This is a genomic window from Bradyrhizobium sp. GW821-FHT12B03, assembly GCF_058807535.1.
Window position 1 is genome coordinate 101,404 of sequence record NZ_JBXAQU010000023.1, and the last position, 24,391, is coordinate 125,794.

A 24,391-nucleotide genomic window follows, 5' to 3' on the forward strand; every position below is an offset into this window, starting at 1 on the left:
CCGCGGCGCGGAAAAAACAGGCGTTACGCCGTGACGAGGCGAATGATCCGCCGCACGGCGGACGGGATCGGCGCGATGACGGGGACAGCGAACATCGGCTGAAGCGCGCGCGCGGCCTCGCCCAGCGGCCCGCCGCCGATGATGACAGCTTCCGCCCCGTCCTGCGTGATGCAGGCCTCGACCGCGCCGGCGAGAGCCGCGCGCAGCCGCGCCGGGTCGCGCATCAGCTCGTGCGGGTCGCCCGCGGCAAAGCGCGTGCCGGTGTAGCGCGACCGCAATCCCAACGCGGCCGGCAATGCGTCGATCTTCGCTTCCAATAGCGGCGTCGTGGTTGCCACGCCGAAGCGGCGGCCTCCTTCGGTGGCCTCCAGCATCGACGACTCGCCGATGCCCACCGCAGGCAGCTTCATCGCGGCCCTGATTCCGGCGAGACCGGGATCGCCGAACGCGGAGACGATGATGCCGTCGCAGGAATATTGATGCGCGCGCGCGATCTCCTCGACCTCGGGCGCGGCCGCGTCGAGCGCCTCCGCCGACACGATCATCGACGGCGCGCGCGTCGCCGTGGCGCCGACGATGTCGACAGCGTCAGCGGCGGCCGATGTCGCGATGGCGACCATCATCGCAGTGGTCGCCTCAAGACTGTTCGGATTGATCAGCAGGATGCGGGCGGGCCGATCGGAGTTTTGGTGCATCCTGCCGCTATACTAGGCCGCGCGTACGCCGGCAACGAAGGTGCTGACCTCGTCCTGGAGCGATTGCAGCTTCTGCGTCAGCCGGCCGCTGGATTGCAGCACGAGGCCGGCGGCCTGGCCGGTCTCGGCGGTCGCGTCGGTCACGCCGGAGATGTTCTGCGAGACCTGATCCGTGCCGGACGCCGCCTCCTGCACGCTGTGCGCGATGGCTTGCGTCGCGGCACCCTGTTCCTCGACGGCGGCTGCGATCGACGAGGAGATCTCGTTGACCTCCATGATGGTGGCGCGGATGCTCTCGATGTTGCCGACGACCTGGTTGGTCTCGGCCTGGATCGCATTGATCTGCGCGCCGATCTCGTCGGTCGCCTTTGCGGTCTGGCTCGCGAGCGACTTCACCTCGCTCGCGACCACGGCAAAGCCCTTGCCGGCCTCGCCCGCGCGCGCCGCTTCGATGGTGGCATTGAGCGCGAGCAGGTTGGTCTGCGAGGCGATCTGGTTGATGAGGTCGATGACCTCGCCGATCTTGTGCGCGGCCGCGGCGAGCCCCTGCACGGTGTCGTTGGTGCGCTGGCCGTCGGCGGCGGCCTTGTCGGCGACCGTCGCGGCCTGCGCGACGCGCTGGCTGATCTCGGTGATCGAGGACGACAGCTGACCGGCGGCGGAGGCCACCGTCTGCACGTTGCTGGAGGCCTGCTGACAGGCGGTCGCAACGAAGCTGGCACGATCGGTCGCCTTGTTTGCGGTCTCCGACATGCCCTGGGCGGCCTGCTGCATCGCGCGTGCCTCGTCGAACACGTCGCGGACCACGGCCTGCACACTCGCCTCGAATTTGCCGGCGAGATCGGCCATCGTCTTGCGCTTCTCGCCGTCGGCTCTCTGCTTCGCCTCCTGCTGCTCGGCATGCATCCGGTCCACGGCCGACGCATTGTCCTTGAACACGGCGAGCGCCTTGGCAAGCCCGCCGACCTCGTCGCGCCGATCGGTGTAGGGCACATCGAACGCGCTGTCGCCGGCGGCAAGGCGCTCGGTCAGCGCCGTAATCGTTGCCAGCGGCTTGGTGACGCTGCGGCCGATCACGAAGGAGGCACCGAGCACCAGCACGAGCACGACGAGACACACCAGCGCGAACGTCGTCGCGTTCTGGCGGAACACCGCATCGACGTCATCGAGATAGATGCCGGTGCCGATGATCCAGCCCCAGGGGGCAAAACCCTTCACATAGGAGATTTTCCCGACCGGCTGGTCGAAGCCGGGCTTCGGCCAGAGGTAACTGTAGAAGCCGGCGCCCTGCTTGTTGACGACGTCAACGAAACCCTGGAACAGCGCGTTGCCGGCGGGATCCTTCATTCCGGCGAGATCCTTGCCGTCGAGCTCAGGCTTGATCGGGTGCATGACCATCTTGGGGGTCATGTCGTTGATCCAGAAATACTCGACCTTGTCGTAACGCAGGCTCTTGATTTGCGCTATCGCGGCGGCTTGCGCCTGCTCGCGCGACAATTTTCCTTCGCTCTCGAGCTTCTGATAATGCGCCAGGATGCCGTAGCCGACATCCACCATCTGCTGCGTCTTGGCCTGCCGGTCGGTGACCATCTGCGTGCGCAGGGTCGAAAGCGCGATCGGCGCCAGCGCGACCATACCGAGGAGGCTGATGCCGACAATCAGGACCAGCTTGAAACTGATACGGGAGAAAATCATCGGAGCTCGCAAGAATTGGCGGTACAGATATGCCAATTTATCCCGCATCCCTTAGCAAAGCTTTAAGCATTCGGGTTCTCCAAATCCGCGCAAAATCACGCGGGCCGGCGGCCGGCATGCCGCGTGCGACCAGGCCGGTTTGCGGGGCCGACCGGATCCGAGATCCGAACTCTTCAAATCTAGAAGACCTCGATATCGACCCTCGACGCGTTGACTTGCGAGAGGCTCTGGCGGAACCATCGGTACAGATCGTCAGTATCAGTCGCGGCGTGCGCGCAGCGAAAGGCCAGAGCCTCAATGCATCAATCGACATATGCCAAGCCCCTCGACCTTCCGGCGCTGACTGCGGCGGAGCGGCTCTTCGTCTGGGGTTTTCGGGCAAAGGCACGCAGCGGAGGCGCCGTTCCGACGGCGGCCGACATCCAGCAGGTGTATGACCACTTTCGCGTCGGCGATGCCGTGCCTTCGCTGGAATCGATCATCGAGATCTTTGCCTGCACGGCGCATACGGCCATCGAAGTGCACTGCCCCACCTGTCCGCGCATGTCGGAGAGCGAGCACGGAATTCTGCGGGCGATCGCCGCGGCGCAGAAGGAGCGCGACGACGTCGCGCGCGAGCAGTTCGAGTGCTGGCTGCCGCCGGTCGGCGCGGATTGGGCTCTGGCGCCGGTCCGGGGACTTGCGACGATCTTCCGCATGGCCGGCCTCATCCTGCCTGACCGGCACGTCCAGTCACCCGACCACGATCGGATGATGGCGATGAAGAGCTGGCTGGTGGGAAGTCCCACGTTGCATTGACGAGATCGTTCATGATCCAGGATGTGTGCGGCTCGACCTCGTCCGCGGAGACCGGCCAGTCGCGGCTCTGCCCGCTCCAGGCCGCGCTGGCGATCCGTCCGAGCGTCGAGAGCTACGATGACTTTTCTCGCGTCGCGCTTTCGCTGTTCCGCTTCATCGGAGCTGCCTATGCGACCGGCGCGTCCGATTGCTGGGAGGCGGCCTATCGCTTTGCCGACGAGGCGCCCGGCATCAACGACAGTCCGCTGCTGGTCGCGCGGGCTGCGGCGCTCGTCAGGATCCTGCGCAGCGGCCGGCCATGCGAGCTGTGCTTCATGCCGCCCTCGTGCCGGCGCCTGTCGAAGGACGAGGCGGAATTGATGCGGCTGCTGGCAGCCGCGCGCCGCAGGCAGCCTGGTGAACTCGAGTCGGCCGTCTGCCAGTTCGTCGGCAACGAGAACGAAATTGCGACGACGCGGGCCGTCAACGCGCTTGCCTTCTGCTGATGCTTTGATGGGTTCTACTCGCAACGAGAGCCGTCCTGCGGTATCGACATCGCCATGGAGACGCAGTGCTCGATGCTCTCCATGAAACCTCCAGACGGCCCCGGCGACGTCAACCGCCGGGGTCGTCGTTCTCGCATCCGCGCCTAGCCGCCCTTCCTGCCGAGCACGAGATCGATCGTGTGGGAGGCGATCTTGCGCAGTTGCGCCTCGTCGCCGAAGGCCCGTTCGAGCACGGCGAGGCCGCGCGTCACCGTGATGATGTGCAGCGCTGCGGCCGCCGGATTGCCGTTGAACTCGCCGCGTTCCGCGCCCGCGGACAAATTGTCCTGAACCAGAGCGGTGATGCGCGAGATGAGGTTCGCAAAGGCCTGCCGCGCCTCCTCGTCGAGCCCTTCGCCTTCGGCCGCGCCGAGCTCCATCAGGCCGCGCGTGGTCGGACATCCGCGCGGCGGTGAGCCCGAGCGGAAATTCGTGATGGTCAGGTCGAAGAACGCGGTGAGGCGCTTTCGCAAGCTGCCCGCGCCGAGCGCCTTTTGCAGGCCGAGGAGATAGTCGCCCGCATAGCGCTCATAGGCCTGGAGGAACAACGCCTCCTTGCTGCCGAAGGCATTGTAGAGGCTGCCGCGCTGCACACCGGCGTCGCGCGCGATGTCCGACAGCGAGGCGCCGCGGACGCCCTTGCGCCAGAACTGGTCGAACGCGATGCGCAGGACGTCGTCGTGATCGAACTCGCGCGGTCTCAAATTCTACTCCTCCCGAGATATTTGACACGACGTCAAGAACATGCTTTCTAAACATCGTGTCAAAAACTAATTGGGATTGATAGCCCGTTTCGTCAATGGGTCGAACGACCGGCGCATGAACGCGCCTCGGCCGGTCGCGCCCGCATGCAAAGGGACCAGCTCATGCCGCTCCTCCATGTCTCGATGCGCGCCGGAAAGCCGGACGCCTACCGGCAGGCGATCCTCGACGGCCTCTATCGCGCCATGCGCGAGGCGCTGAACGTGCCCGAGGGCGACGAGTTCATGACCATCACCGAGCATGAACCCGCGAACTTCCGCTGCGGCAACGCCTATGGCGTCAACCGAGGCGAGGACGCCGTGCTGATCCAGATCACCGTGTTCGCGACGCGCACCGCGGAACAGAAGAAGGCGCTGTACCGGCGGATCGCGGAGCTGCTCGGCGACAACCCGGGCATCCGGCCCGAGGATGTGTTCGTGAACGTGCTCGATTCCCCCGCGGCAAACTGGTCCGTCGGGAACGGAATCGCGCAGTTCGCGTGAGCTTGCCGGGCGCCGAGTTGCCGGGGCCCCCTTGAGAATTGCCGGCCGGAAGGGTCTGATAGGGCGCGGAGCAAGCCTCCGCCGAGCCGAACCCGGGACCTGAGCCGCATGACCATGTCGGTCGAGCAATTGTGGAGCCTGCCGGAAACCGCGCTGGTGGGCGCTTACGCAGAGGCGCGGCGTCGCTACGCCGAGAAGAAATTCGAGCGCGACACCCATCGGGCGCGGCTCGAATGGGTGCGCGCAAAGCTGTTCGTCAACACGCAAGGCAACGTCACCGAGCGCAAGACGGCGGTCGACGTCTCCGAGGAACTGGCGCGCAAGGGCCAGGAGGTGCGCGAGATGACGCGCGATCTCGACATGCTGAAGATCGAGGTCGACGTGATCGACACCATGATCCGGCTGCGCGGCGCGCACGGCGCTCCGCCGGTTCACGCCGAGGAGGCGACCGAGAAGCCGGCCGAGCCCGAAGGGGAGTGACATGGCCGCATTCCGGGGAAACTGCCTGTGAGACTCAGCTTCCTGCATGACCACCGTGGTGGCGGTGATACGCGCTTGGCGACGGCCAGCTCCAGCCCTTCAGTGTCGTTCGATCCGGCTCAAAGATTTCGATCTTGAGCGGATGGCAGGCCGCAGCATCGCTGGAATGGGTTGCGCTACAGTCTCCACCGGGACAGGCCGACAACGCGCCGAGCAGATCGATCTCCGCGAAGAGCTCGATGAAGTCGCCGGGACGGACGGGACTTGCCTTCATGAAATACTGGTGCGTGTCCCTGGTGAAGCCGGTGCACATGAAGACATTGAGCACGTCGTGGACGTGATGCTCGACCGCGCGTGGCTCCATCTTCAGCTCAGCGGCAAGCGCGCGCGACAGGTTGGAATGGCAGCAGAAATCGTAAGCCGTGCCGTTCAACAGGAGATTGGTATAGGGATCGCAGCGTGTGCCGATGACATCATGAATGCCGGCGCCGTCCTCGTCGAAGCCGTACCAGCCGAGCGTGTCGTGACTGATGGTCGCCATCGGCCGAAGGTAGGGCATATTGCTCCAGAGCCGGTCGCCGACGCCGACATGCGTGCCATGGAGCGCCCGCGTCTTGCCGCTGAAGAAGCGCTCGGAGAGATCCCCCGCATTCCAGAGATTGAGATCGCCGACCTGAGGACCCTCGATGCTGACGATGCGGACAAACTGGCCGCGCGCCACGCGAAATGTTCTGGCGTCGCGCGGCGGTACGGTGAGCTCGTGCGTCTTGACCATCGTGCGGCGAGCTTGCCCGAGCGCGGCCAGATCGGGCCCGGGCATCGTGCTGGCCGGATAGACGATCGTCGGCTTGGCGGCGCGGCGCGAAGCGGCGTCTGCGGGTGCGATTATGGGCGACATGCCAGGCTGCCCCCTGTGACTGGAATCCATCCTATCGCCTCATCTCACCGACTCGCAACGCACGCCTCCATGATCCCGTCGAGCTCGGCGCGTGAGAGCATGCCGAGCTCGGCGATGAAGACGATCCGCACCCGCGGCACGCCTGGCGTCGACGCTTCGCCCGGCGCCAGCGTGGCGCGGCCGCCGGCGAATTGAAATACCATCTGGCGTCCCGGCTGCTCGACGGTCTCGAACAGGCCCTTGGCGCGCGCGAGCTTTGGCGCCAGCTGGCCGATCGCCTGCTGCAGGCGCGGCAGCGAGATCGGGTGGTCCGAGGTCCAGCTCAGCGTCTCGAAGCGTTCTTCTGCCGGCCGTCGCGGCCCCACCTCGCGCGGCGTGGGCGCGCGATCAATGGTCGCGGGAAACAACAGCGCGGCAGGAATCTCGCCGTGCTGCGCGTCGACCACCACGGCAGGAACGCGCAGCGCGCGGATGGCCTCGCGGATCCGGGAGCCTGCGCCCTCGTCCGCCAGGTCCAGCTTGCTGAGCGCCACGATATCGGCGACGCGCAGCTGCGCGCGCACCAGCGCATCATCGAAGGCGGACGGCGGCGCTCCCGCATCCATCACGCAGAGCACGGTTTCAAGCGGCGCCTCGCGCAGGATCACCGGGTCCATCAGATTGCGCACGATGTCGGAGGGATCGGCGACGCCGCTGGTCTCGATGACGATGGTGTCCGGCTTCGGATCGCGCCGCAGCAGCGTGGAGAGCGTGCGGAGCAGATCGCCTTCGAGCGAGCAGCAGATGCAGCCGTTGGCAAGGCTGACCACGCCGTCGCTGGCGCCCGCGATCAGCTCCGCGTCGATGTTGATCGCACCGAAATCGTTGACCACGGCGGCGATGCGTCGCCCCTCCGCATGCGCCAGCAGATGGTTGACGACCGTGGTCTTGCCCGCCCCCAGAAAGCCCGTGACCAGGAGAACGGGGACCGGCATGGCTCAGCTCTCGACGACGGCGCGGCGCACGGGTTTGCCCGGCCGCGCAGTCACGTCCAGCACGCCGTCGCTGATCAGCGGCTGGCCGCTGACGACCAGATGCCGCACACCTTCCGACGGACGGTTCATCGCCGTGAAGGTCGCGCGGTCGCTGAGCTTCTCATAATCGAACACGACGATGTCGGCATCCGCGTCCTTCGCGAGCCTGCCCTTGGCGCGCATCGCGGGCGTGCTCTGCGACAAAATCTCCGCGGGGATCAGTGCGCATTTGCGTACGCCTTCGAGCAGCGACACCGTCTTGCGCTCGCGCACCCATTCGCGGATGAACTTCGTGAAGCAGCCGGCCGAGCGCGGATGCGAGGTGGCGTCATCGGGCAGCGGCCAGGCGTCGCCGGTGTAGGTCTTGCCGTCCGACGTCGTCCACGGCATCGCGTCGGAGGCGATCGCGCCGCCGGGATACAGCACCGACATGTCGAGCAGATCGCGGTGATGCGCATTGTTCTCGGTGTCGAGGATGTGCCACAGCACCAGCGAGGACGGCTCTTCGGCCTGCGCCTTCAAGAGCTCCTCGCGGTCGTGGAAGCGGTAGCCGTCGGTCACGCGCTGCACCGAGTCGTAGCCGGTGCCGTTGCGCTCGACGAACTCCGGATCGCTGAAGAAGGCGGCGGCCAGCACGGTCGAACCGGTGCCGTACGGGTAGGCCTCGACCGTGATCGGCAGGCCCTGCGCCTGCGCCTTCTCGACCAGCACGCGGCAGCGCTCGATGTCGGTCTTGCTCGACGAGTTGAAATGGCAGATGTGCATGTGCGCGCCGGTGGCGCCGGCATAGCCGATCAGGCGGATATAGGCTTCCGCCGCACTTTCAGGGTCGATGCGCGACATGTAGGCGACGTGGGTGAAGGTCGGCACGTCCTGCTTTGCCGCAAGCTGGCAGACCGCGGTCAGCTCCTGCACGCCGGCACCCGGCGCGTAGGCGTTCAGAATGCCGATGCCGATGCCGCCCTCGTTGAGGCCGCGCGCCAGGCGTTCGAGAACGCCGGCGACCTCCGCATCGCTCGCGACATTGTCCATCCAGCGGCGATCGCGCATGGCGTTGCCGAATGCCTCCAGCGAGCTCTCCGCATTCGAGCCCGTCATGGCGCCGATCCGCGCAAAGGCCCAGTTGGTGGCGGCGCCGTAGTTCAGCACGCGGCCCTTCCTGGCCTGGCGCTCATACCAGGACCCCACCGGAAGCACGCCGGCCTCGAGATCGAGCGTCGTCGTCACCCCGTCGAACGCCTGCATGCGGTCCGCCGGGATCGACTGGCCATGGGCATGCAAATCGATGAAGCCTGGCGCGACCACGAGGCCGGCGGCGTCGATCACCCGCTCGGCGCCGCCGAGCGAGGTACCGACGGCGACGATCTTGCCGTCCACCACCGCCACGTCGCCGATGGCATCCATCCCGCTCGCGGGATCCACCACCCGGCCGCCAGAGATCACCAAACCGCTCATATCGTCACTCCGAAAAGCAAAAGGCCAAAACCTCCGAAGGTCCGACAGCAACTCCGGAGGCGCGGGGCGCATAGTGCAGATTTTGGGAAGAACGGCCACCACCGCGGACGCCGATGCGGCATGCTTGCATGGGAGGCCAGTCAAAGCAGGGGTCGGACCGCAGCACGACACCGCTGCGTCATTTTGCCAGCGCCATCGACATGCGTTCGCGTCCTCGCGGCATGATTGGCCCGAGCTATGCCTCGCTTCACACCCTCTCGAAAGAAAGGGCGCAGGGAAGACCGGGCGCCGGCTGGCACCCATAAGACCCCCGTGCTGAACAGATGCACACGCAATGCACAGGGGAGACACAGGGCAGCCGAGACCAGGCCTTCCCTGCGCGATGGTCTGACGGCCTATGCCGCGCTCTCCCCGGAGACGAGTTCCTTCTTGCCTCCGTCACCCCCGCGAAATGCACGGTACCGCGCCGGTTGACGCGATGACGCCTTCGCAAAGGCTTGACCGTAGCAACGACGGCCAGGACCACACGGTTTCGCCGTACGCAGGCTTTCCTGCGTCACCCCAGGGCTTGTCAGCCCGAGGCTTCGCAAGACATTGGGCGCCGTCCGTCGATCGCGGTTCGCGGCATGCTCACGAGGTTCATCTCGCCCTGCACGCTACAAGCCCGCCTTTAACGCCGCCCACGTCCACCGCAATCCCTGCCCGCGCTCGAAACGACGTACGACCGCCCCTTGGTGGGCTGGGATGGGCGACACATACGACAAATCCGAATTTCGGTAAAGTGGAATATTTTTGCGGAGAGGGGTTGACGGCGGATTGGGCTGTTTTGTCTCGACGGGCTGAAGCCCGCCCCTTGGACTTTCCACGCAAACAGGGGCAGCATAATGGTATCTCGTTGAGATACGAAAATCTTGAAATACGTATCTCGATGAGATACGTATAGCCATGATCAAGAGCTTCAGGGGGAAGTTCACCGAGCCGATCCTTCGTGACCGCACGATCCCGAAGGGTTTTCCGGCGGACCTCGCAAAGGTCGCGCGCCGCAAGCTCATCATGATGGACGCAGCCGACTTCCTCGATGCCCTGAGATCACCACCCGGCAACCGCCTTGAGGCGCTCAAGGGCGGTTTGGCGGGAAGGCACTCGATCCGTATCAACGATCAATGGCGCATCGTGTTCAGGTGGACCGATGGGGGTCCCGAAGACGTCGAAATCGTGGACTGTCACTAATCGGGCCGGCGGCCCGCGGCCCACCGATAGAGGAGTTCGCAGATGGCAAGAAAACTTCCGCCGATTCATCCCGGCGAAATCCTGCGTGAGGAATTTCTCGTTCCGCTCAAGCTGACGCCCTACGCGGTCGCGGCCGCCCTGAACGTGCCGCGCACCCGGATCGAGCGCATTGCGCGGGAAGAAAAGCCCGTGACAGCCGATACCGCGCTGCGGCTCGGCAAGTTCTTCAAGACTGGCGCTGCGTTCTGGATGAACATCCAGACGCGCTTCGACCTCGAAACAGCCGAAGACGTGCTCGCTCCCCAGATCAGGAAGATCGCGTCTTACGAGACGACTTGACGATTTCGTGCTGCCACAGCCCCCGATCGACATCGAATTCGACCCCATGGCCAGCGTCACGGCACGCCGGCGCAGCGGTGACGACGTTCACCAAGATCATGCCGGCGATCGCTGCAAACAGGCCCGCGCTACGTAATTTGACCAGCAGGTGAGATCGAAGGCTGGTGTGAAAACCGTTGAATTCTCGCAGGCGCCCCGGTCCCGGATCGAACCGGGAGCGAAGGTTTGATAGACTGCCTTTTTGATAGACTGCCTTGTAGGGACACGACGAATGACCATCACGACGCGGGCGGGAACATGGCCGGCAACACATCCTTGAAGACCTGATCAAATGGACGGCGCGCGAATACTGGGCCGATTGCTTCGAAGAGGTCCTCGAAGAGCATGTGTTGCCCGCCTGCGACGAAACCGGCCTCGATATCGATGAGATCGTCTCGACCATCGGCGAAGACCTGTTCATGAGCACGGTGTGGACCTGTGCGTTCGAGGACTTCCTGACCCGCGAATTCGACGACGGCGAGAACGCGATCGACGACTATCTGAAACGGCGCGGCTGGAAGGAGACTGCGTCGGTCCGCACCTACATGGCGGCGCTGCGACATTCGACGATTAGCCTCTTCGAGGTGAGCGACGTCGGAGATCGCTGATGGCGGGCAGTTGGCATTCGCTGCTCTTCGGTCATGAGCCTTGCGCCGATTGGCGAGCCCCAAAGTCGAAGCGGCGTTTCGATCATGCGCGAGCTCGCGATTTTATCAGTCGCTCTGCCATAGCCGTTTCGTTCACCGCCTCAGCTTGCCGAGGCCCAGCTCCTCCCACAGCCAAACGAAGCTGTAGCTGGCCATTGCGCTGTTCTGCTCGCCGGCGCCGGCCGTGCTGTTCTCCATCATCTTGAGCCATTCGGCCAATTCCCGTCCTGAGATCCGTTCGGTGGCTCGCCGGCACCGCGTATCGCCAAGTTATCTCATCAAGATACGCAGGCCCTGAACGACGGATCGGTCTCGAGCCCGTGTGGCCGACCGCGCAGCTGCTTCGCCGTCTTCTCGCCCCCATTGTCATTCAGGGAGCTAGACGGGGCGCGTTACGGTGGGCAAAGTTCCCAAAGGTTCCATGTGATTAACCGACGTCCTCTGCAACGCGACTCGCGTCATTCTAATTCGCGCCGCGCCTTCCTTGGCGGACTTGCGTCGGCGGGGAGTGCGCTTGCGCTCGGCGGATGCGCCGGCTTAGGCGCGACCGGCGCGCGCTTCGACGCATCGTCGCTGTCCGCCGATCCTACGTTGCTTGTCGCGACCACGCGCAAGCCTGTGAACGGAGGTCGCACCAAACCCTGGTTCGGGCCGGAGCGGGCGACCATGACGCTCGCACGGGCCAAGCTGGTGGCCCCGGACGAGAGCCGCCTGTCTCTCGCCTCGGTCGGACTTGGCGATTGGCGGCTTGATCGACTCGAACCGGTGTCGGCCAACACCGGCGATCTCGCCGCGCAAGTCGGCGCAGGAGACGTGCTGATCTATGTGCACGGCTTCAAGCAGACATTCGAGACGGCGGTGCTGGATGCCGCCCACCTCTCCGATGCGATCAAGTTCCGCGGCCAGACCATCGCGTTCTCCTGGCCCTCCAAGGCAGGACTGTTCGACTATGCCTATGACCGCGACAGCGCGATGTGGTCCCGCGACGATTTCGAACGCGTGCTTTCTGCACTCGTGTCGTCACCCAGCGCCGGCCGCGTCCACATCGTGGCGCACAGCATGGGAACCATGCTGACGCTCGAAAGCCTGCGCCAGCTCTATGCGCGATATGGCGACACGGTCACGGGCAAGATCGGCGCCGTCGTGTTTGCCGCGCCCGATATCGACATGGACGTGTTCTCTTCGGCGATCCAGCGCATCGGTCCGCTGGCCGGCAAGATCACCGTGATCGCCGCGACGAACGATCGCGCACTCGCGCTATCCGGCCAACTCGCAGGCGGCATGACCAGGGTCGGCGCCGCCGAGAAAGCCGTCATCGCCCGCCTCGGCGTGCGCGTGGTCGATGCGTCAGCGGAAGGCTGGGGCATCATCAACCACGATCTGTTCCTGTCGAATGCGGAGGTGCAGCGGGTGATCCGCCGCTCGATCGACGGCACGACGGCGTAAGACAGCGGCTGTGCGGAGCCATGCGGAAAGCTTGCTCCTGCACACGCTCGTTGCTGCGTTGAGCGAAAGAGCCTTCATTTTGCCTTTCGGTCGGAAGGTTCCTCGCCGTCGCGGCGGCGGGAGGGCGCGCGGGGGCCCAGCGCCTTGAACAGCAGCATGGCCAATGAACAGAGAAATCGAACGACTGGTGGATGCGATCGCAAAAGGGCATGGCTATCCTTCCATTCTCGGACCGCGTTCGACCACCCTGGATGCCGAACGAAAGCGGATATCTCAAGAGCTGCAGAACGAACCAACTGCTCCAAAGACAGCCGCGCTGCATCCGGTTGTCCTGAACCGGGATGAGGAGCAACTCAATCGGCTTGAAGACGCATTGGGGAGAAGTGTCACAGCCGGCGACGCAGAGGCCGAAGAAGCCATCCGAGATCTTGTCGATACGGTTACGGTGTTCCGGGATCCGCCGCCCAGGAAGAGCTCTTCCGGCGAACGATCGGATGCCGCCGGCTGGTCTACAATCTCTGCCTGGAGCAGAAGAACGAGTACCTCCGTCGTCGAAAGGGCCTGTCGAAGTTCGATTAGATCAAGGAACTGACCGCGCTCAAGGAGGCGTTCGACTTCTTGTACGAGGTGCCGCACCACCCGCTGCAGCAAGCCGTCTACGACGTCCACGCCGCTTTCGACAACTACTTCGGGCGTCTAAAGAGACGGCGGGAACTCGCGATGCGCGGCATCAAGGCAGATCCGGAAGACTTCCCGAAGTGGCCGACATTCCACAAGCGCGGCCGCAAGGAGAGCTTCCACTATCCCGCCCCCAAGCAGATCAAGATCGAGCCCGACCGCGAGATGCAATGTATGAGGGCTGGAACCGCTATTCCGACGAAGAACTGCGTTTTCTGCTTCAGTTTAGTAAGCGGACATATGAGGGCCTGCTTCTCGCAACTGAAGAATGCCAAGCACTACTTTCGCACGCGGCGAAAGCTCGCGCATAGCCCCGCCGCAAGCGAGGCATAACAGCACGCCGAATCTAATCTACTTCTGCTTTGATCCTTCGCGAATATCGGTGCTCCTAAAGGACTACCTTCTCCTGCCCAAAACCGACTCGAGCTTACGCAAAAGCAGAGTCGCAATGGCAGGAATCCCTTCTTGAATGGGCACGTAAGCCACGGTACTCGGCAGTCTAGGGATCTTGGTATTATCAATGCGGATCGGTAGGATATATTCACTCCTATCGACGAGCGCCCGCTCCTGAGCCGCTTCTCTTTCGTGTGATGTCCAAACCTTGTTTGCGTACGCTTTCGAAGCAAACATCACGCAGTAACGGGCCTTTCTCTCATATACATCGTGCAGATGGCTGTAGAGATTCTTTCCCCAGAGGTCGGCCTTCTCGAAATCGTCGTAAAATACCCGGACTCCCTCCGATCTGAGAATTTTCGCCAACTGGTCCGCGAGGCCACGATCCTCGCCGGCAAACGAGAGCGCGACGTCGTACTCGAATAGAGATCCTCGAAGGTGACGCTTCGACAACTGCAGTCGGAGCCAGCGCTCACATTGAGCAAGCGTATCTTCCAGCTTTGCAGGAAAATTTTCGGAACTTACGTCATTGTCAAGAACGAAGTAGTGCTGCAATCGCCCCCTGAGCGATCCGAGAACCTTCGGACTCTGAATCAGCGCGAAGACGATATCAGGAGCTTCCTCACGAACCGAAAAAATAGATCGTTCGGTAACGTCGCGTCCGTCTACAGTCGGGTCCACAATGATGGTGTTACATTGGCCCGCGCGAATTTCGTCCCATGCATGATGGAAACTGGAAGCGGCGGATACGTGTCTCACGCGCGGGGACGCGGCTAGATGGTTGTACAGTCCTTCGACGCCATCCATTTTCCGACCTATGATAAGGACATAGAGTGGAATCTCACGGTTCTGAAGATCCAACGCGAAGGTCTCTCCAAAACGGACGCCCTGCTTTTTCAAAGCTACCGCGTCCATCAACGCACCATGGAGCATTGCAGTCTCGATATTTGCTCGTTGCAGGACCACATTCGTGAGGTCGCTGTCTCTCAAATCGGCGTGACTGAAATTGGCGCCGGAGCTTATGGCCGAAGCAAGGGATGCGCCTACGAAATTGACATCTTCCAGTTTGGCGTCGGTTAAGTTGGCATGCTTGAACTCCGCTCCTTCGCAACAGGCCGCGGTTAGGTCGACGGAATTTAGATCGGCGCCGTTAAATTTGGCACTTGTCAGATCCGCCGATCGAAAGCTGCATCCCCGAAGCTGTGTGTTCTCGAGATCGATCCCGGCAAGATCCTGCCTGTCCAGCTTCATATTGCAAAAGTAGCGTTCGCCCACGACATACCGTTGCTCAAGCTCTTCGCGAGTAGTGGGGGCTGAGTAACCGACGACGTCTGCCAATTCGGCGGTCGCGCCTAACAGGCCCACCATTCTAATGTCCTCCACGCGAAACCGAGTCCGCTGAAGATAGGAATCTGCAAAATTGGCTCCGTCCAACTTGGCACCCAATAGGTGAGCTTTTTCAAAATCCGCGGATGCGCAATTCGCTCCGCGAAGATCTGAAGACATCAAACTAGCCTCGGTAAAATCGACACGTGATAAGTTGGCTCCTCGGAGGTCAGCGCCGTCCAACTTGATACGGCGAAGGTCAGCTTGACGCTTGGAAAGCGCGGCCAAATCAGCATTTGGCAAATTTGTTCCCGAGAAGTATCGCTCGCCGCGCGCGTACCTTTCGTTGAGTTCTTCGACGGTGGCCGGCGCAATGTAGCCGATGACTTTCAGGCCTTTGTCGTTCGCGCTGGTTAGATCTGTAAGCATCAGTTCTTCCCACGCGATAGTGGCGCATTGCAAAGTGCTCCCGCTCAGGTCTGCACCGCGCAGCTGCGCTTTTCTTAGATCAACATGATCAAGATTGACGTCCCGCAAATCGCACCCATCGAGGTCGGTATGCGTCAATACGGCGTCGTGGAAGTCTGCTCCGTCCAGGGTGCAATGAGCCAACACGATGCCGCTGAGATCTGCACCAGCCATTCTCAAGTCGGGGAAAAAGCGCTCCCCACGCGCGTAACGTTCAACGAGCTCGGCCACTGACTGAGGAGCGCGGTAGCCGTTGACTTTGAGCGATCTGCTTATCGACCCAAGTAAGCTTTCGCTTCTAATGTCCTCGTGATTTATCAGAGCTTCGGTCAGGTCCGCATCTCGCAGCTTTGCGCCCGTCAGCCGGGCTCCCCTTAGATCAGCTCCCTTCAGATCGGCCTTTCTAAGATCCGCTTGCTCCAGAACGGCATTCCTAAGATTCGCGCCGCTCAAGTTCGCCTGCTGAAGGCTTGCTCGCGCGAGATATGCGTTACTCAGGTCGACCTCTTTGAGCTTAGCAACATAGAAGGAGCAATGTGTAAGGTTCGCTTTCGCTAAATTGGCGCCCTCTAGATCAGCCGCATGGAAGTTGGCATCACGAAGATCAGCTGAGCTGAAGTCGATTTGCGGAAATCGTCGCAAATGGAAGTTTTGTCCAGGGAACGAGGCGTTCTGGAAGTCACGCTCCCCGACGTCGTATCGGCGCTGAAGTTCCCAAGACAGATCCTTGCGCATCGTCTTCCCCCATCACGATAGAACCCAATAAAGAGTGGAAGGTTGTTTGAGACGGCATCCTTCTTGCCGCTATTGAGAGGCTCGACTTGATTGCGCCGATCTTCCGCCAAACTCGTCCAGGACCTATCCGAGGAAGCTGGACGAGCGGACCGCGCCCCAAGGCTTTTGGTGGATCAAATCCGGCAGGCCGGCGAGCTGAGCAATCTTTAGAGCATCGAATAAACGAGGCGCGTCGATCAACTCGATCGGATAACCGCGTGCCGCGCTCTCGTTGGCGGTGCGGGCCGCTCCCTTTTGAAATTCAGAGGTCGTGACGAACATTCCCTTCGTAAGACCTTTGATAACAAGGGCACCGGTTAGCTCTCGAATCTGATGTACCCCGATCTTGTCCTTGTAGCGCTTGACCTGCACGCCGACAGTCGCCGCACCGGACTCGAGTATCACGTCGATTCCGCCATCGCCCGAATAAGACGTTACCAACGGCCGATATCCATGGTCCTTGAAGATCGACCCAACGACATCCTCCAGCAACCGAGGATGCATTTCGAACCTGGCCTCGAACTTCGCCGCGAGAAACGCTCGAACCTCATGCAAAGACGTCCGAATATCCGCAAGATCGAGAGATTTCAGTCTTCCTTGCCTAACGTCGTAGGTTGAGGGAGGGCTACCGCCGATCGAAGTCGCCTGACCGTATTTCCACCAACCGCACACCGGGCAGATCCCGATAACCTGCTCGGACTCGGTGGTGAAGTTGTCGGACATTCCATAATTCAAGAACTCCGAAAAATAGACCGAGTCCTCATCATCTCGATGCCGATGCAGGGGCGTCCGGCAAAACAGGCACATCGTTCCGAAGGCCTGGGCCGGATCCACGTCTTTGCAGATTTCGTAAAGCCAAATGCTCATCTGATCTCGACTGTTGGAGGACAAGGGCGATCGAATGGCTCGGTATCCTCGCTTCGAAGGACGGCGCGAACGACTTTAGGGCAGGCGCCGCCTGCGCCGAACTGACGAGGTTTAGCAGGGCATTTCGCCACCGGCATAGCCGGCCTGACCGGTCACTTTGACCAATGACCCTGACCGTAACCGTCAGGAGCATGCCACGGCTTCATATTCGCAATCGCAAGAACGATAAAAACAGAAACCGTGGAACGATCACTCTTCATCGTCTCCCTATATGGGTCAGCGTCTTGTCTTATTGCGACGCCACCGAGCGGCCGGACGAAGATGCTGAAACTTGGAGGGACTGACGTTCTGTTGCCGAGTACCAAAAAAGATCGAAATGGGCGGTTCTGAACTTCTCCAGCGGCTCGTTGACGGACGACAGCCATACGTCGCGGAGGGCCAAGAGCCGACATACCGCACCGATTCCAGATGGGTATTTTCTGCGAGAATTGCGAGAACCCAAGGATTAGCGCTTGGCTTTTTTCTTCTTCTTCTTCTTCTGCTGCTTTTTCTTCTTCGGACCCTTCAGCACCGAAAGATTGTGATCGACGTCTTTCAGTGTTGCCAGCAGTTTCTTCCTCTCGGCGTCGAGGATTTTTTGCAGCGCCTTTCTATCCTTGTCGCTGAGTAGGGAGCCTTTGGTAAATTTTATGAAACCCATAACATCGCGCCTTTGAAACACAATGTCCTGCCAAGTGTGACGCAGGAACATTGTTGCGCATGGACGCGCAAATAATCAAGATGTAAGTTTATGCGTCGCAGCCGGCGTCCCCTTGATCCAGCTCGCGAAGCAACTTTTCGACCTCTGCACGAGGGGCGTCGATCTTCGTACAAATCGCCAGCGCCTCCTGCAACTGCTTGCGCGCGGCAATGCGGTCACTGTTCAGCAGCTCCAGCCCAAGCATTTGGCGCGTGTCGCCCTCGGCCCGAAGGTTTCCAGTTAGTTGGAAAATTTTCAAAGCGTCCTCATAGTGATTGATCGCCTTTGCGGTCTCGCCGATACCGGCGTAGAGCGCGCCAAGACTGCGAAGATTCCGTGCCTCCGTCCGTCGATCATCGATCGCGCGAGCGAGCGCCAATCCTTCCTCGTGAAGCCGTATCGCCTTACTGGTTTCGCCGAGTCGCGCATACATGTTACCCAGATCGTCGAGATCCATCGACTGTGCTTGCCGGTCGTTCATCTTGCACGAGATCGCCAACGCCTGCTTGTGATATTTGAGGGCCTTGGGGACATCACCGAGGGCAGCGTAGGCCGATCCTAGATTACCCCGTATTCTGCCCTCGCTTCGACGATTGCCGCGCGAGAACGCCAATGCCTCCTCATAGTAATTGATGGCCCGGCGAGGTTCGCCAATATACCCATAAGCGAAACCGAGATTGTTGCACGCGAAGCCCTGCGCTAGATGATCGCCGATCTTGTCGGCGATCAAGCGAGCCTGGTTAAGATAGTCGAATGCATCGCCGGTCCGGCCGAGATTTAAAACAGCAATCCCGAGATTGCCGAGATCCTGAGCTTCGGCCTGAGGATTAGCCATTTCGCGCGAAATCGCTAGTGCCTTCTCGTGACACTTGATCGCCTCATTCGTCTCTCCGAGCTCGGCGTGAGCGAGTCCCAGATTACCGAGGGCGGCGCCTTGCTCGCCGAGGTCCGCAAGCCTGAGCGCGCCCCTGAGGGCCGCTTCGTACCACCTAACCCGCTCGCGCGGGAGAAGCCTGAGACTCAGAACGCTTGCGCCAACACTTCCATAGAAAGTGACTAATTTCTGTGCGGCCTTCGATCGTTGCTGTTCCGACGCCCACCGTTGCCCAGATCGGATATTTGTGGCCTCACGATCGAACAACGCGAGTCCTTCGGTCATGGCTGAGCCACCCTGCTCGTAGAGCTTGCTCGCTCGATTCAGGACGAGGAGAAAGTGGAATGCATGCTGCTGTGCGACCGCTTTCGCTCGCGTCTTTGACCAAGCTCGCTCCGCCACCTCCCGGACAAGGTCATGCAGCCGGTAGCGATCTTTCGGAATGACCTCGACGAGCCCCCGCTCCTCAAGTTGGGAGAGGCGGTCAGATGCTGCGCCCCTGTCTTCGATGGACCATATCGCCGCCGCGGCCTCCGCATCGAACTCGGACGGAAACACCGATAGGTCACGCCAGTCTACGCAAAGTGCCTCGTCTTCCTTCCGCAACTGCTCGACGCTCTGGCCGATGACCGCCAAGACATCGTCATTTGACCGGCGCCCCCGTTTCAACCTGGCACGATCTGGCTCCACGCTTGCGATATAGTCAGATACGCTGTGATCTCTGTGTTTTTTCAAGAACGAGGCTGCAACTCTCAGAGACAGGGGATGACAGAACCAGCGTTCTTGAGCCAGCCGGCGAAGGTCGCCGTCCGACAGCGACCGCGCGCGGTCTAGGAGCTTCGCCATGAGCGCCATTGCGTCAGACAGCAGCAGGTCCTCCAGCGGCACTCCTTTGGCGTCTGATAAGAACAACTGCTCACGCGAAGTCACGATGGCCGCGCTTGGATTGGGAGGAAGCAACGTCTCGACCTGCGACCTGTCGCGAACATTGTCGAAGATGAGAAACACCCTCTTCCGGCGGAGGAGCTCGCGATAGACCTCGAGAAGAGTCTCGTCGTCCGCGGGAACCTGTGTGCCGGAATAGAAGCAGAGAATCACGGTCTCCATCGTCGCCCGCGGCGACGATGGCGCTTCGCTTGTACCGCGCAGATCAAATAGCAATTGTGCATCAGGAAACTGAAGCGTGAGCCGGTGTCCGACCTTGACCGCCAATGCTGTCTTGCCAACGCCGCCCTTCAAGGCCGAGATTGCCACCGAGCGATGCCCCGCCAATACCGAGACAATCTCCTTTTCCTCTCGCTCACGGCCGGTGAATGTCAATTCCACTGGCGGAAGATTATTACGATCCGACGGTAACGACAGACGCAGCGCCCCACTGAGTTTCGTTAGGATCGGCTCGGGAAGCTCGACTTCGGCACCACGCCCGAAGCTTAGGACCGCCATGGCACCCTGAACCGAAGCGGCCACCTCACCTTTCACCAAGGCTTCGACAATCGAGGGGATGTCTGCCTTGAGAAGTTGACCCTGCCTCAGTCTCGAGATGATCTGAGCATACAGGACCACCAGCAACCGGGGATTGGCCAGCGTCGAACTTGCAATGCGCTCAAACCCTTGCTTTTCGAGCCAGTCAGTGAGCCTTTTAGTATCAGTCTCCCAGTCGAGATCGCGCAATGGCAGCGCTTGGATGGTCGCGAGTTTCGCGATATCTGGGAGGTTCGCGATCGCAGCAGCTGAGATCGGTTTGGCATCGTTCACGAGCAGCGGTAAGACTTTTCCGTTCCCGCTCAGCCCGGCCGCGATCTCCTGACGAACCCAATCGTCTGGCAAGTCGATACGTCGTTGCCGGTGCTCATTGTAAACGGCCAGCCAATTGTCCCCAATAAGCACAAGCAGAACCGCGGCAGCCGCCACTTCATTCTGCAGTCGGACGGGCCATTGCTCGCTTGGATCAACGCTTCGGTGGTCCAGAAAGACTGCCTCTTCACCAAACACTCGGCGCAAGTCGTCAGCGAGCCGGCCCGCCGTGGGACGCGTATCAGCAATGCGGTAGCTGATGAAGATCTTACGCGGCAAGACTCTCCTCGCGGGCAGCTCTCAGGCTCCTCCTTGAGAAAACTATACCTCGCACGTCGCGGTAGTAAAACGTTCGAGGCAGGCAATCCAAAAGACGCGCTTACCCGGGGTAGAGGGTCGTTCAGGTCTCGGCGTTGGTATCCCCCCAAATAAGGCAGTGCCCATAGATCCGGCGGCCGCGCCCAACGGCCTCACGCCTCGTGCGAGGTTTCGTCCCGCTCGCGCCAAGTCCGTCGCGTCAGGAACGCGCCCGTCCAGCACCTCGATCGCGTAGCGCTCGGGAGCAGCTTAAGGTCAAGGATTCGGCTAGGCGCGAATAACCCGGCGACCTTCGGCGTTGAGACCGGTTTGTGGTACGAAATGTGGTACAATGAAAACTGTTTGGTACCGCCAACGCAATAAGTCATTGAAATGCTTGGTAGCGGGAGAGGGACTCGAACCCCCGACCCCAGGATTATGATTCCCGTGCTCTAACCAGCTGAGCTACCCCGCCACAGGGTCGCGAACGGCTGAACGGCCGATCTCGCGAACGCGCGGCATATAAGGAAGGGGGCGGCGGGCTGTCAATCCGCCTTCGCTAAAGCTTCCACCACCGCCAAGGCTTCGGCGGGACAAGTGGGCGGGAAATCCGGCCTTTTGGGGCGCCGAATACGCCCGTTTTCGTGCACCAGACTCGCGGAGAGTCCCCCTCACCCGAAATCCGCGCTTTTGCGCGGATTTCGGCCTCTCCCCGGCGGGGAGAGGCGAAGGAAGTCGGCTATTTCGGCCGGACCGTCTGGTCGCCGCCGGGGCTGCCGGGGGGCGGGATGACGGGGGTGTTGCCGCCGGTGTCGGGGGCCGGGGCGTGCATGTCGGGGTCGACGCCCGCGGGCGGGCAGAGCACGCCGTCGGATTTGGCCAGCTTGTCGCCGAGCGGTTCCCGGGACTGGCCGGTGGTGGTGCCATCGGCCTGGCGGTTTGGTCGGTCCTGCGGCGTGCAGTTGGTCGCATGCTGCGCCGATGGCGGCGCAGTCGCTTGCGGCGGCGTCGCCGGGGCGGGCGGGGCCTGCGCGATCGCGGCGCCTGAGGCGGCGATCACAAGGCCCGCAAGGAGGAGTTTTGATGTCGTGCGCATGGGAGGGAAACGTCTCCGCTTGCGCGGTTGTTCCCGGTTTTGGCGATCAATTCGCAGTCCAGACGCAGTCCGAAACGGGTTCGATCAGGACCGGCCACGGGCTCACTTCACCTCTCCCGAAGGGATTGCGCTGGGCGATGCTTCGCATCGCCAGCTGCAATCCGACCTCTCCCCGCTGGGGAGAGCTGGGCATCGGCTGCAGCGTTCGCGCTTACGATTTGACGTAACGGATCAGCGAGAAGTGCCCCATCGGCGGCATGGGGCGGCGCTCGGCCAGCGTGATGCCGCCGTGCTTTGCGGCCCAATTGACGAGGCGGGCCCACGGGAATTCCGGGCGCCAGCCGAGACGGCGGGCGACGGGGGCGAAGGCGAGCTCGAACAATTTGCGCGGGCCGCTCTCGGCGCCGATGTGGTTGACGAGGATCAGCTCGCCGCCCGGCTTCAGGACGCGCACGAACTCGTCGAGCGTGCCTTCGGGATCGGGCACGGCGGTGATGACGTATTGCGCGACCACCGCGTCGAAGAAGTTTTCGGGGAAGGCGAGGTTCTTGGCGTCCATCACCGAGAGCACCTCGACATTGGACAGCCGCATCGCGCGCACGCGCGCCTGCGCCTTGCGCAGCATCGGCTCGGAGATGTCGACGCCGCAGATCTTCGTGGTGCGCGAATAATCGGAGAGCGAGAGGCCGGTGCCGACGCCGACGTCGAGGATGCGCCCGCCGATGCGGTCGGCCTCCGCGATGGTCGACTGCCGTCCGGCGTCGAACACCTTGCCGAACACGAGATCGTAGACCGGCGCCCAGCGGCCATAGGCCTTCTCGACCCCGGCCCGCGAGATGTCTGCTGCCATGCCCCCTGCCCTTACGCGTTTCTAGAGTGTGATGCGTGTTGGTGGATTCAATGCCTGCTCCGCGCGCGGTCCAGCGCCTCTCCCGCTTGCGGGAGAGGTCGGCGCAACGCGCCGGGTGAGGGTTTTTTCCGCTCGCGAAATATCGCGTGTCGAGAGAGCCCTCTCCCCTACCCTCTCCCGCAGGCGGGAGAGGGGGCGCACTGCCGGCGTCGCGAGAGTGCCTTCCGATCTCATGATGTTCAGCCGCGCACGGCTTCCGCGAGCGGGCGCGATGTCGCGGCGCCGACCTTCGCCGCGGCGCTCTGGATGAAACCGCCGCCGAGCACGCGCGCCTGCCCCAAAGGCGCGTCGTAGAACACACAGGCCTGGCCCGGCGAGACGCCCTCTTCGCCGGCGACGAGCTCGACCTCGTAATGGCCGCCTGCGCCGCGCAGCCACGCCGGCTGCGGGCTGCGGGTCGAGCGCACGCGCACGAACATCTCAAGGCCGGCACCGATGGCGCTGTCGATATCGCCGCCGCCGATCCAGTTGACGTCGCGCAAGCTGATGCGGTGCATCTTCAGCGCCTCGCGCGGGCCGACGACGACGCGGCGGTTCGCGGCATCCAGCCGTACCACGAACAGCGGCGCGTGGGCGGCGATGCCGAGGCCGCGGCGCTGGCCGACGGTGAAATTGGCGATGCCGTTGTGCCGGCCAAGCACGCGGCCGTCGAGATCGACGATGTCGCCGGGGTCCATCGCGTTCGGACGCAGGCGGGTGATGATGTCGGTGTAGCGCCCGGTCGGCACGAAGCAGATGTCCTGGCTGTCGTGCTTGTCGGCGACCGCAAGACCGAAGCGGCGCGCGAGCTCGCGCGTCTCGGGCTTGGTCATGTCGCCGAGCGGAAAGCGTAAGTAATCGAGCTGCTCCTGCGTGGTCGCGAACAGGAAATAGCTCTGGTCGCGATCGGCATCTGCCGCGCAGACCAGCGCGCGCGAGCCGTTGTCGAGGCGGCGCGAGGCGACGTAATGGCCGGTGGCGAGCGCCTGGGCGCCGAGCTCGCGCGCGGTCTTCAGCAGATCGCGGAACTTGACCGAGCGGTTGCACTCGATGCACGGCACCGGCGTTTCACCGAGCGCGTAAGAGTCGGCGAAATTGTCGATGACGGACTCGCGGAAGCGGTCCTCGTAGTCCAGCACGTAATGGGGAATGCCGAGCTTGGCCGCGACGTCGCGGGCGTCGTGGATGTCCTGGCCGGCGCAGCAGGCGCCCTTGCGGTGGGTCGCCGCGCCATGGTCGTAGAGCTGGAGCGTGATGCCGACGACGTCGTAGCCTTCCGCCTTGAGCAGCGCAGCCGTCGTCGAGGAATCGACGCCGCCCGACATGGCAACGACGACCCTGGTGTCCTCAGGACGGCCTTCGAGATCCAGACTGTTGAGCATGGCTTTGCGGTTGTGACGGCGGCGTTCGGCGATCCGCGATGTGCCTTTGGCCGGGGCCTCGGCGGTCCCGGGGAACCTGGGTTCCCGCAGGGCGCGACTGCCCGGTCGAAAGCGGCTGAGAGCGATCTCTTTAATATAGGGGGCATTCCGGTGAAGCAATCACGGGGGAGGCCCGCTTAGGGCAATTCTTGCCGGGGCGGCAGAAATGGCGGGGTCGCGGAGGGCCCTGCGGCGGCGAGCCTCACCGATCAAAGTATTGATTTAACTATATAAATTGTAATGCGCGGGGCTGGCCCGCTCCTTGCTACCCC

The 24,391-nt window shown here is 62.5% G+C and carries 24 protein-coding genes and 1 tRNA gene; 10 read left to right on the forward strand and 15 right to left on the reverse strand.

The genetic code is table 11. The features are described from left to right. Positions 1–23: 23 nt before the first annotated feature. Both AC1RUR_RS32870 and AC1RUR_RS32875 read right to left on the reverse strand, forming a co-directional pair. Positions 24–695, reverse strand: coding sequence for an aspartate/glutamate racemase family protein (locus AC1RUR_RS32870; protein ID WP_492851823.1), 672 nt, complete (start codon positions 693–695; stop codon positions 24–26). 12 nt (positions 696–707) lie between these two features. Beyond that, positions 708–2,390: a methyl-accepting chemotaxis protein gene (locus tag AC1RUR_RS32875; RefSeq protein WP_492851825.1), complete on the reverse strand. Its 1,683-nt coding sequence runs from the start codon at positions 2,388–2,390 to the stop codon at positions 708–710. 297 nt (positions 2,391–2,687) lie between these two features. Here AC1RUR_RS32875 and AC1RUR_RS32880 point away from each other — a divergent pair, with 297 nt between their 5' ends. Both AC1RUR_RS32880 and AC1RUR_RS32885 read left to right on the forward strand, forming a co-directional pair. Beyond that, a complete protein-coding gene (locus AC1RUR_RS32880) occupies positions 2,688–3,188 on the forward strand; it encodes a hypothetical protein (RefSeq protein WP_492851827.1) in 501 nt (166 codons plus the stop codon). Positions 3,189–3,199: 11 nt separating this feature from the next. Beyond that, positions 3,200–3,673, forward strand: coding sequence for a hypothetical protein (locus AC1RUR_RS32885; RefSeq protein WP_492851829.1), 474 nt, complete (start codon positions 3,200–3,202; stop codon positions 3,671–3,673). A gap of 143 nt (positions 3,674–3,816) precedes the next feature. On the opposite strand, the gene AC1RUR_RS32890 is transcribed toward AC1RUR_RS32885, so the two are convergent. Further along, a complete protein-coding gene (locus AC1RUR_RS32890) occupies positions 3,817–4,416 on the reverse strand; it encodes a TetR/AcrR family transcriptional regulator (RefSeq protein WP_492851831.1) in 600 nt (199 codons plus the stop codon). A 162-nt stretch (positions 4,417–4,578) separates the two neighbouring features. Here AC1RUR_RS32890 and AC1RUR_RS32895 point away from each other — a divergent pair, with 162 nt between their 5' ends. Together AC1RUR_RS32895 and AC1RUR_RS32900 are read left to right on the forward strand one after the other, a co-directional pair. After that, on the forward strand, positions 4,579–4,956 hold the full coding sequence (locus tag AC1RUR_RS32895) for a tautomerase family protein (RefSeq protein WP_492851833.1): 378 nt from the start codon (positions 4,579–4,581) through the stop codon (positions 4,954–4,956). A 108-nt stretch (positions 4,957–5,064) separates the two neighbouring features. Next, the gene (locus AC1RUR_RS32900; protein ID WP_492851834.1) at positions 5,065–5,436 is read left to right on the forward strand and encodes a hypothetical protein; all 372 of its coding nucleotides are present in this window, start codon (positions 5,065–5,067) and stop codon (positions 5,434–5,436) included. A gap of 34 nt (positions 5,437–5,470) precedes the next feature. Here the strand turns inward: AC1RUR_RS32900 and AC1RUR_RS32905 are convergent, their stop codons facing one another. From AC1RUR_RS32905 to AC1RUR_RS32915, 3 genes are read right to left on the reverse strand one after another with little or no spacing between them, the layout of a single operon-like run. Beyond that, positions 5,471–6,334: an urea carboxylase-associated family protein gene (locus AC1RUR_RS32905; RefSeq protein ID WP_492851836.1), complete on the reverse strand. Its 864-nt coding sequence runs from the start codon at positions 6,332–6,334 to the stop codon at positions 5,471–5,473. A 44-nt stretch (positions 6,335–6,378) separates the two neighbouring features. Continuing rightward, a complete protein-coding gene (locus tag AC1RUR_RS32910) occupies positions 6,379–7,308 on the reverse strand; it encodes a CobW family GTP-binding protein (RefSeq protein ID WP_492851838.1) in 930 nt (309 codons plus the stop codon). 3 nt (positions 7,309–7,311) lie between these two features. Next, positions 7,312–8,874 (reverse strand): amidohydrolase family protein, encoded by a 1,563-nt coding sequence (locus AC1RUR_RS32915; RefSeq protein ID WP_492851840.1) that lies wholly within the window; start codon positions 8,872–8,874, stop codon positions 7,312–7,314. An 873-nt stretch (positions 8,875–9,747) separates the two neighbouring features. Between AC1RUR_RS32915 and AC1RUR_RS32920 the strand changes: the two genes are divergently transcribed. The 3 genes from AC1RUR_RS32920 (at position 9,748) to AC1RUR_RS32930 (ending at position 11,018) form a co-directional block, all read left to right on the forward strand. Continuing rightward, on the forward strand, positions 9,748–10,032 hold the full coding sequence (locus AC1RUR_RS32920; protein WP_492851842.1) for a type II toxin-antitoxin system RelE/ParE family toxin: 285 nt from the start codon (positions 9,748–9,750) through the stop codon (positions 10,030–10,032). A gap of 42 nt (positions 10,033–10,074) precedes the next feature. Then, complete coding sequence (locus tag AC1RUR_RS32925; protein ID WP_492851844.1) at positions 10,075–10,371, forward strand: HigA family addiction module antitoxin; 297 nt, start codon at positions 10,075–10,077, stop codon at positions 10,369–10,371. Positions 10,372–10,760: 389 nt separating this feature from the next. Next, the gene (locus AC1RUR_RS32930) at positions 10,761–11,018 is read left to right on the forward strand and encodes a hypothetical protein (RefSeq protein ID WP_492851846.1); all 258 of its coding nucleotides are present in this window, start codon (positions 10,761–10,763) and stop codon (positions 11,016–11,018) included. Between the two features lie 132 nt (positions 11,019–11,150). Here the strand turns inward: AC1RUR_RS32930 and AC1RUR_RS32935 are convergent, their stop codons facing one another. Further along, on the reverse strand, positions 11,151–11,276 hold the full coding sequence (locus tag AC1RUR_RS32935) for a hypothetical protein (protein WP_492851848.1): 126 nt from the start codon (positions 11,274–11,276) through the stop codon (positions 11,151–11,153). Positions 11,277–11,480: 204 nt separating this feature from the next. Here AC1RUR_RS32935 and AC1RUR_RS32940 point away from each other — a divergent pair, with 204 nt between their 5' ends. The 3 genes from AC1RUR_RS32940 (at position 11,481) to AC1RUR_RS32950 (ending at position 13,514) form a co-directional block, all read left to right on the forward strand. Then, positions 11,481–12,503 (forward strand): alpha/beta hydrolase, encoded by a 1,023-nt coding sequence (locus tag AC1RUR_RS32940; RefSeq protein ID WP_492851850.1) that lies wholly within the window; start codon positions 11,481–11,483, stop codon positions 12,501–12,503. 163 nt (positions 12,504–12,666) lie between these two features. Beyond that, complete coding sequence (locus AC1RUR_RS32945) at positions 12,667–13,095, forward strand: hypothetical protein (RefSeq protein WP_492851852.1); 429 nt, start codon at positions 12,667–12,669, stop codon at positions 13,093–13,095. A 26-nt stretch (positions 13,096–13,121) separates the two neighbouring features. Next, positions 13,122–13,514 (forward strand): hypothetical protein, encoded by a 393-nt coding sequence (locus AC1RUR_RS32950; RefSeq protein ID WP_492851854.1) that lies wholly within the window; start codon positions 13,122–13,124, stop codon positions 13,512–13,514. 63 nt (positions 13,515–13,577) lie between these two features. On the opposite strand, the gene AC1RUR_RS32955 is transcribed toward AC1RUR_RS32950, so the two are convergent. The 8 genes from AC1RUR_RS32955 to mnmA all read right to left on the reverse strand — a co-directional run bounded on the left by AC1RUR_RS32955 (position 13,578) and on the right by mnmA (position 24,080). Then, complete coding sequence (locus AC1RUR_RS32955) at positions 13,578–16,103, reverse strand: pentapeptide repeat-containing protein (protein WP_492851856.1); 2,526 nt, start codon at positions 16,101–16,103, stop codon at positions 13,578–13,580. Positions 16,104–16,226: 123 nt separating this feature from the next. Next, entirely contained in the window at positions 16,227–17,009 is a 783-nt protein-coding gene (locus AC1RUR_RS32960; RefSeq protein WP_492851858.1) for a restriction endonuclease, read from the reverse strand. A 505-nt stretch (positions 17,010–17,514) separates the two neighbouring features. Then, the gene (locus AC1RUR_RS32965) at positions 17,515–17,760 is read right to left on the reverse strand and encodes a hypothetical protein (RefSeq protein ID WP_492851860.1); all 246 of its coding nucleotides are present in this window, start codon (positions 17,758–17,760) and stop codon (positions 17,515–17,517) included. 37 nt (positions 17,761–17,797) lie between these two features. Beyond that, entirely contained in the window at positions 17,798–20,695 is a 2,898-nt protein-coding gene (locus AC1RUR_RS32970) for a tetratricopeptide repeat protein (protein WP_492851862.1), read from the reverse strand. Positions 20,696–21,111: 416 nt separating this feature from the next. Further along, positions 21,112–21,188: transfer RNA gene (locus tag AC1RUR_RS32975), tRNA-Met, on the reverse strand. A 264-nt stretch (positions 21,189–21,452) separates the two neighbouring features. Then, positions 21,453–21,809, reverse strand: coding sequence for a hypothetical protein (locus tag AC1RUR_RS32980; RefSeq protein WP_492851864.1), 357 nt, complete (start codon positions 21,807–21,809; stop codon positions 21,453–21,455). A gap of 211 nt (positions 21,810–22,020) precedes the next feature. Continuing rightward, positions 22,021–22,659, reverse strand: coding sequence for a class I SAM-dependent methyltransferase (locus AC1RUR_RS32985; RefSeq protein WP_492851866.1), 639 nt, complete (start codon positions 22,657–22,659; stop codon positions 22,021–22,023). Positions 22,660–22,898: 239 nt separating this feature from the next. After that, on the reverse strand, positions 22,899–24,080 hold the full coding sequence (mnmA, locus tag AC1RUR_RS32990) for a tRNA 2-thiouridine(34) synthase MnmA (RefSeq protein WP_492851868.1): 1,182 nt from the start codon (positions 24,078–24,080) through the stop codon (positions 22,899–22,901). Positions 24,081–24,391 lie beyond the last annotated feature (311 nt).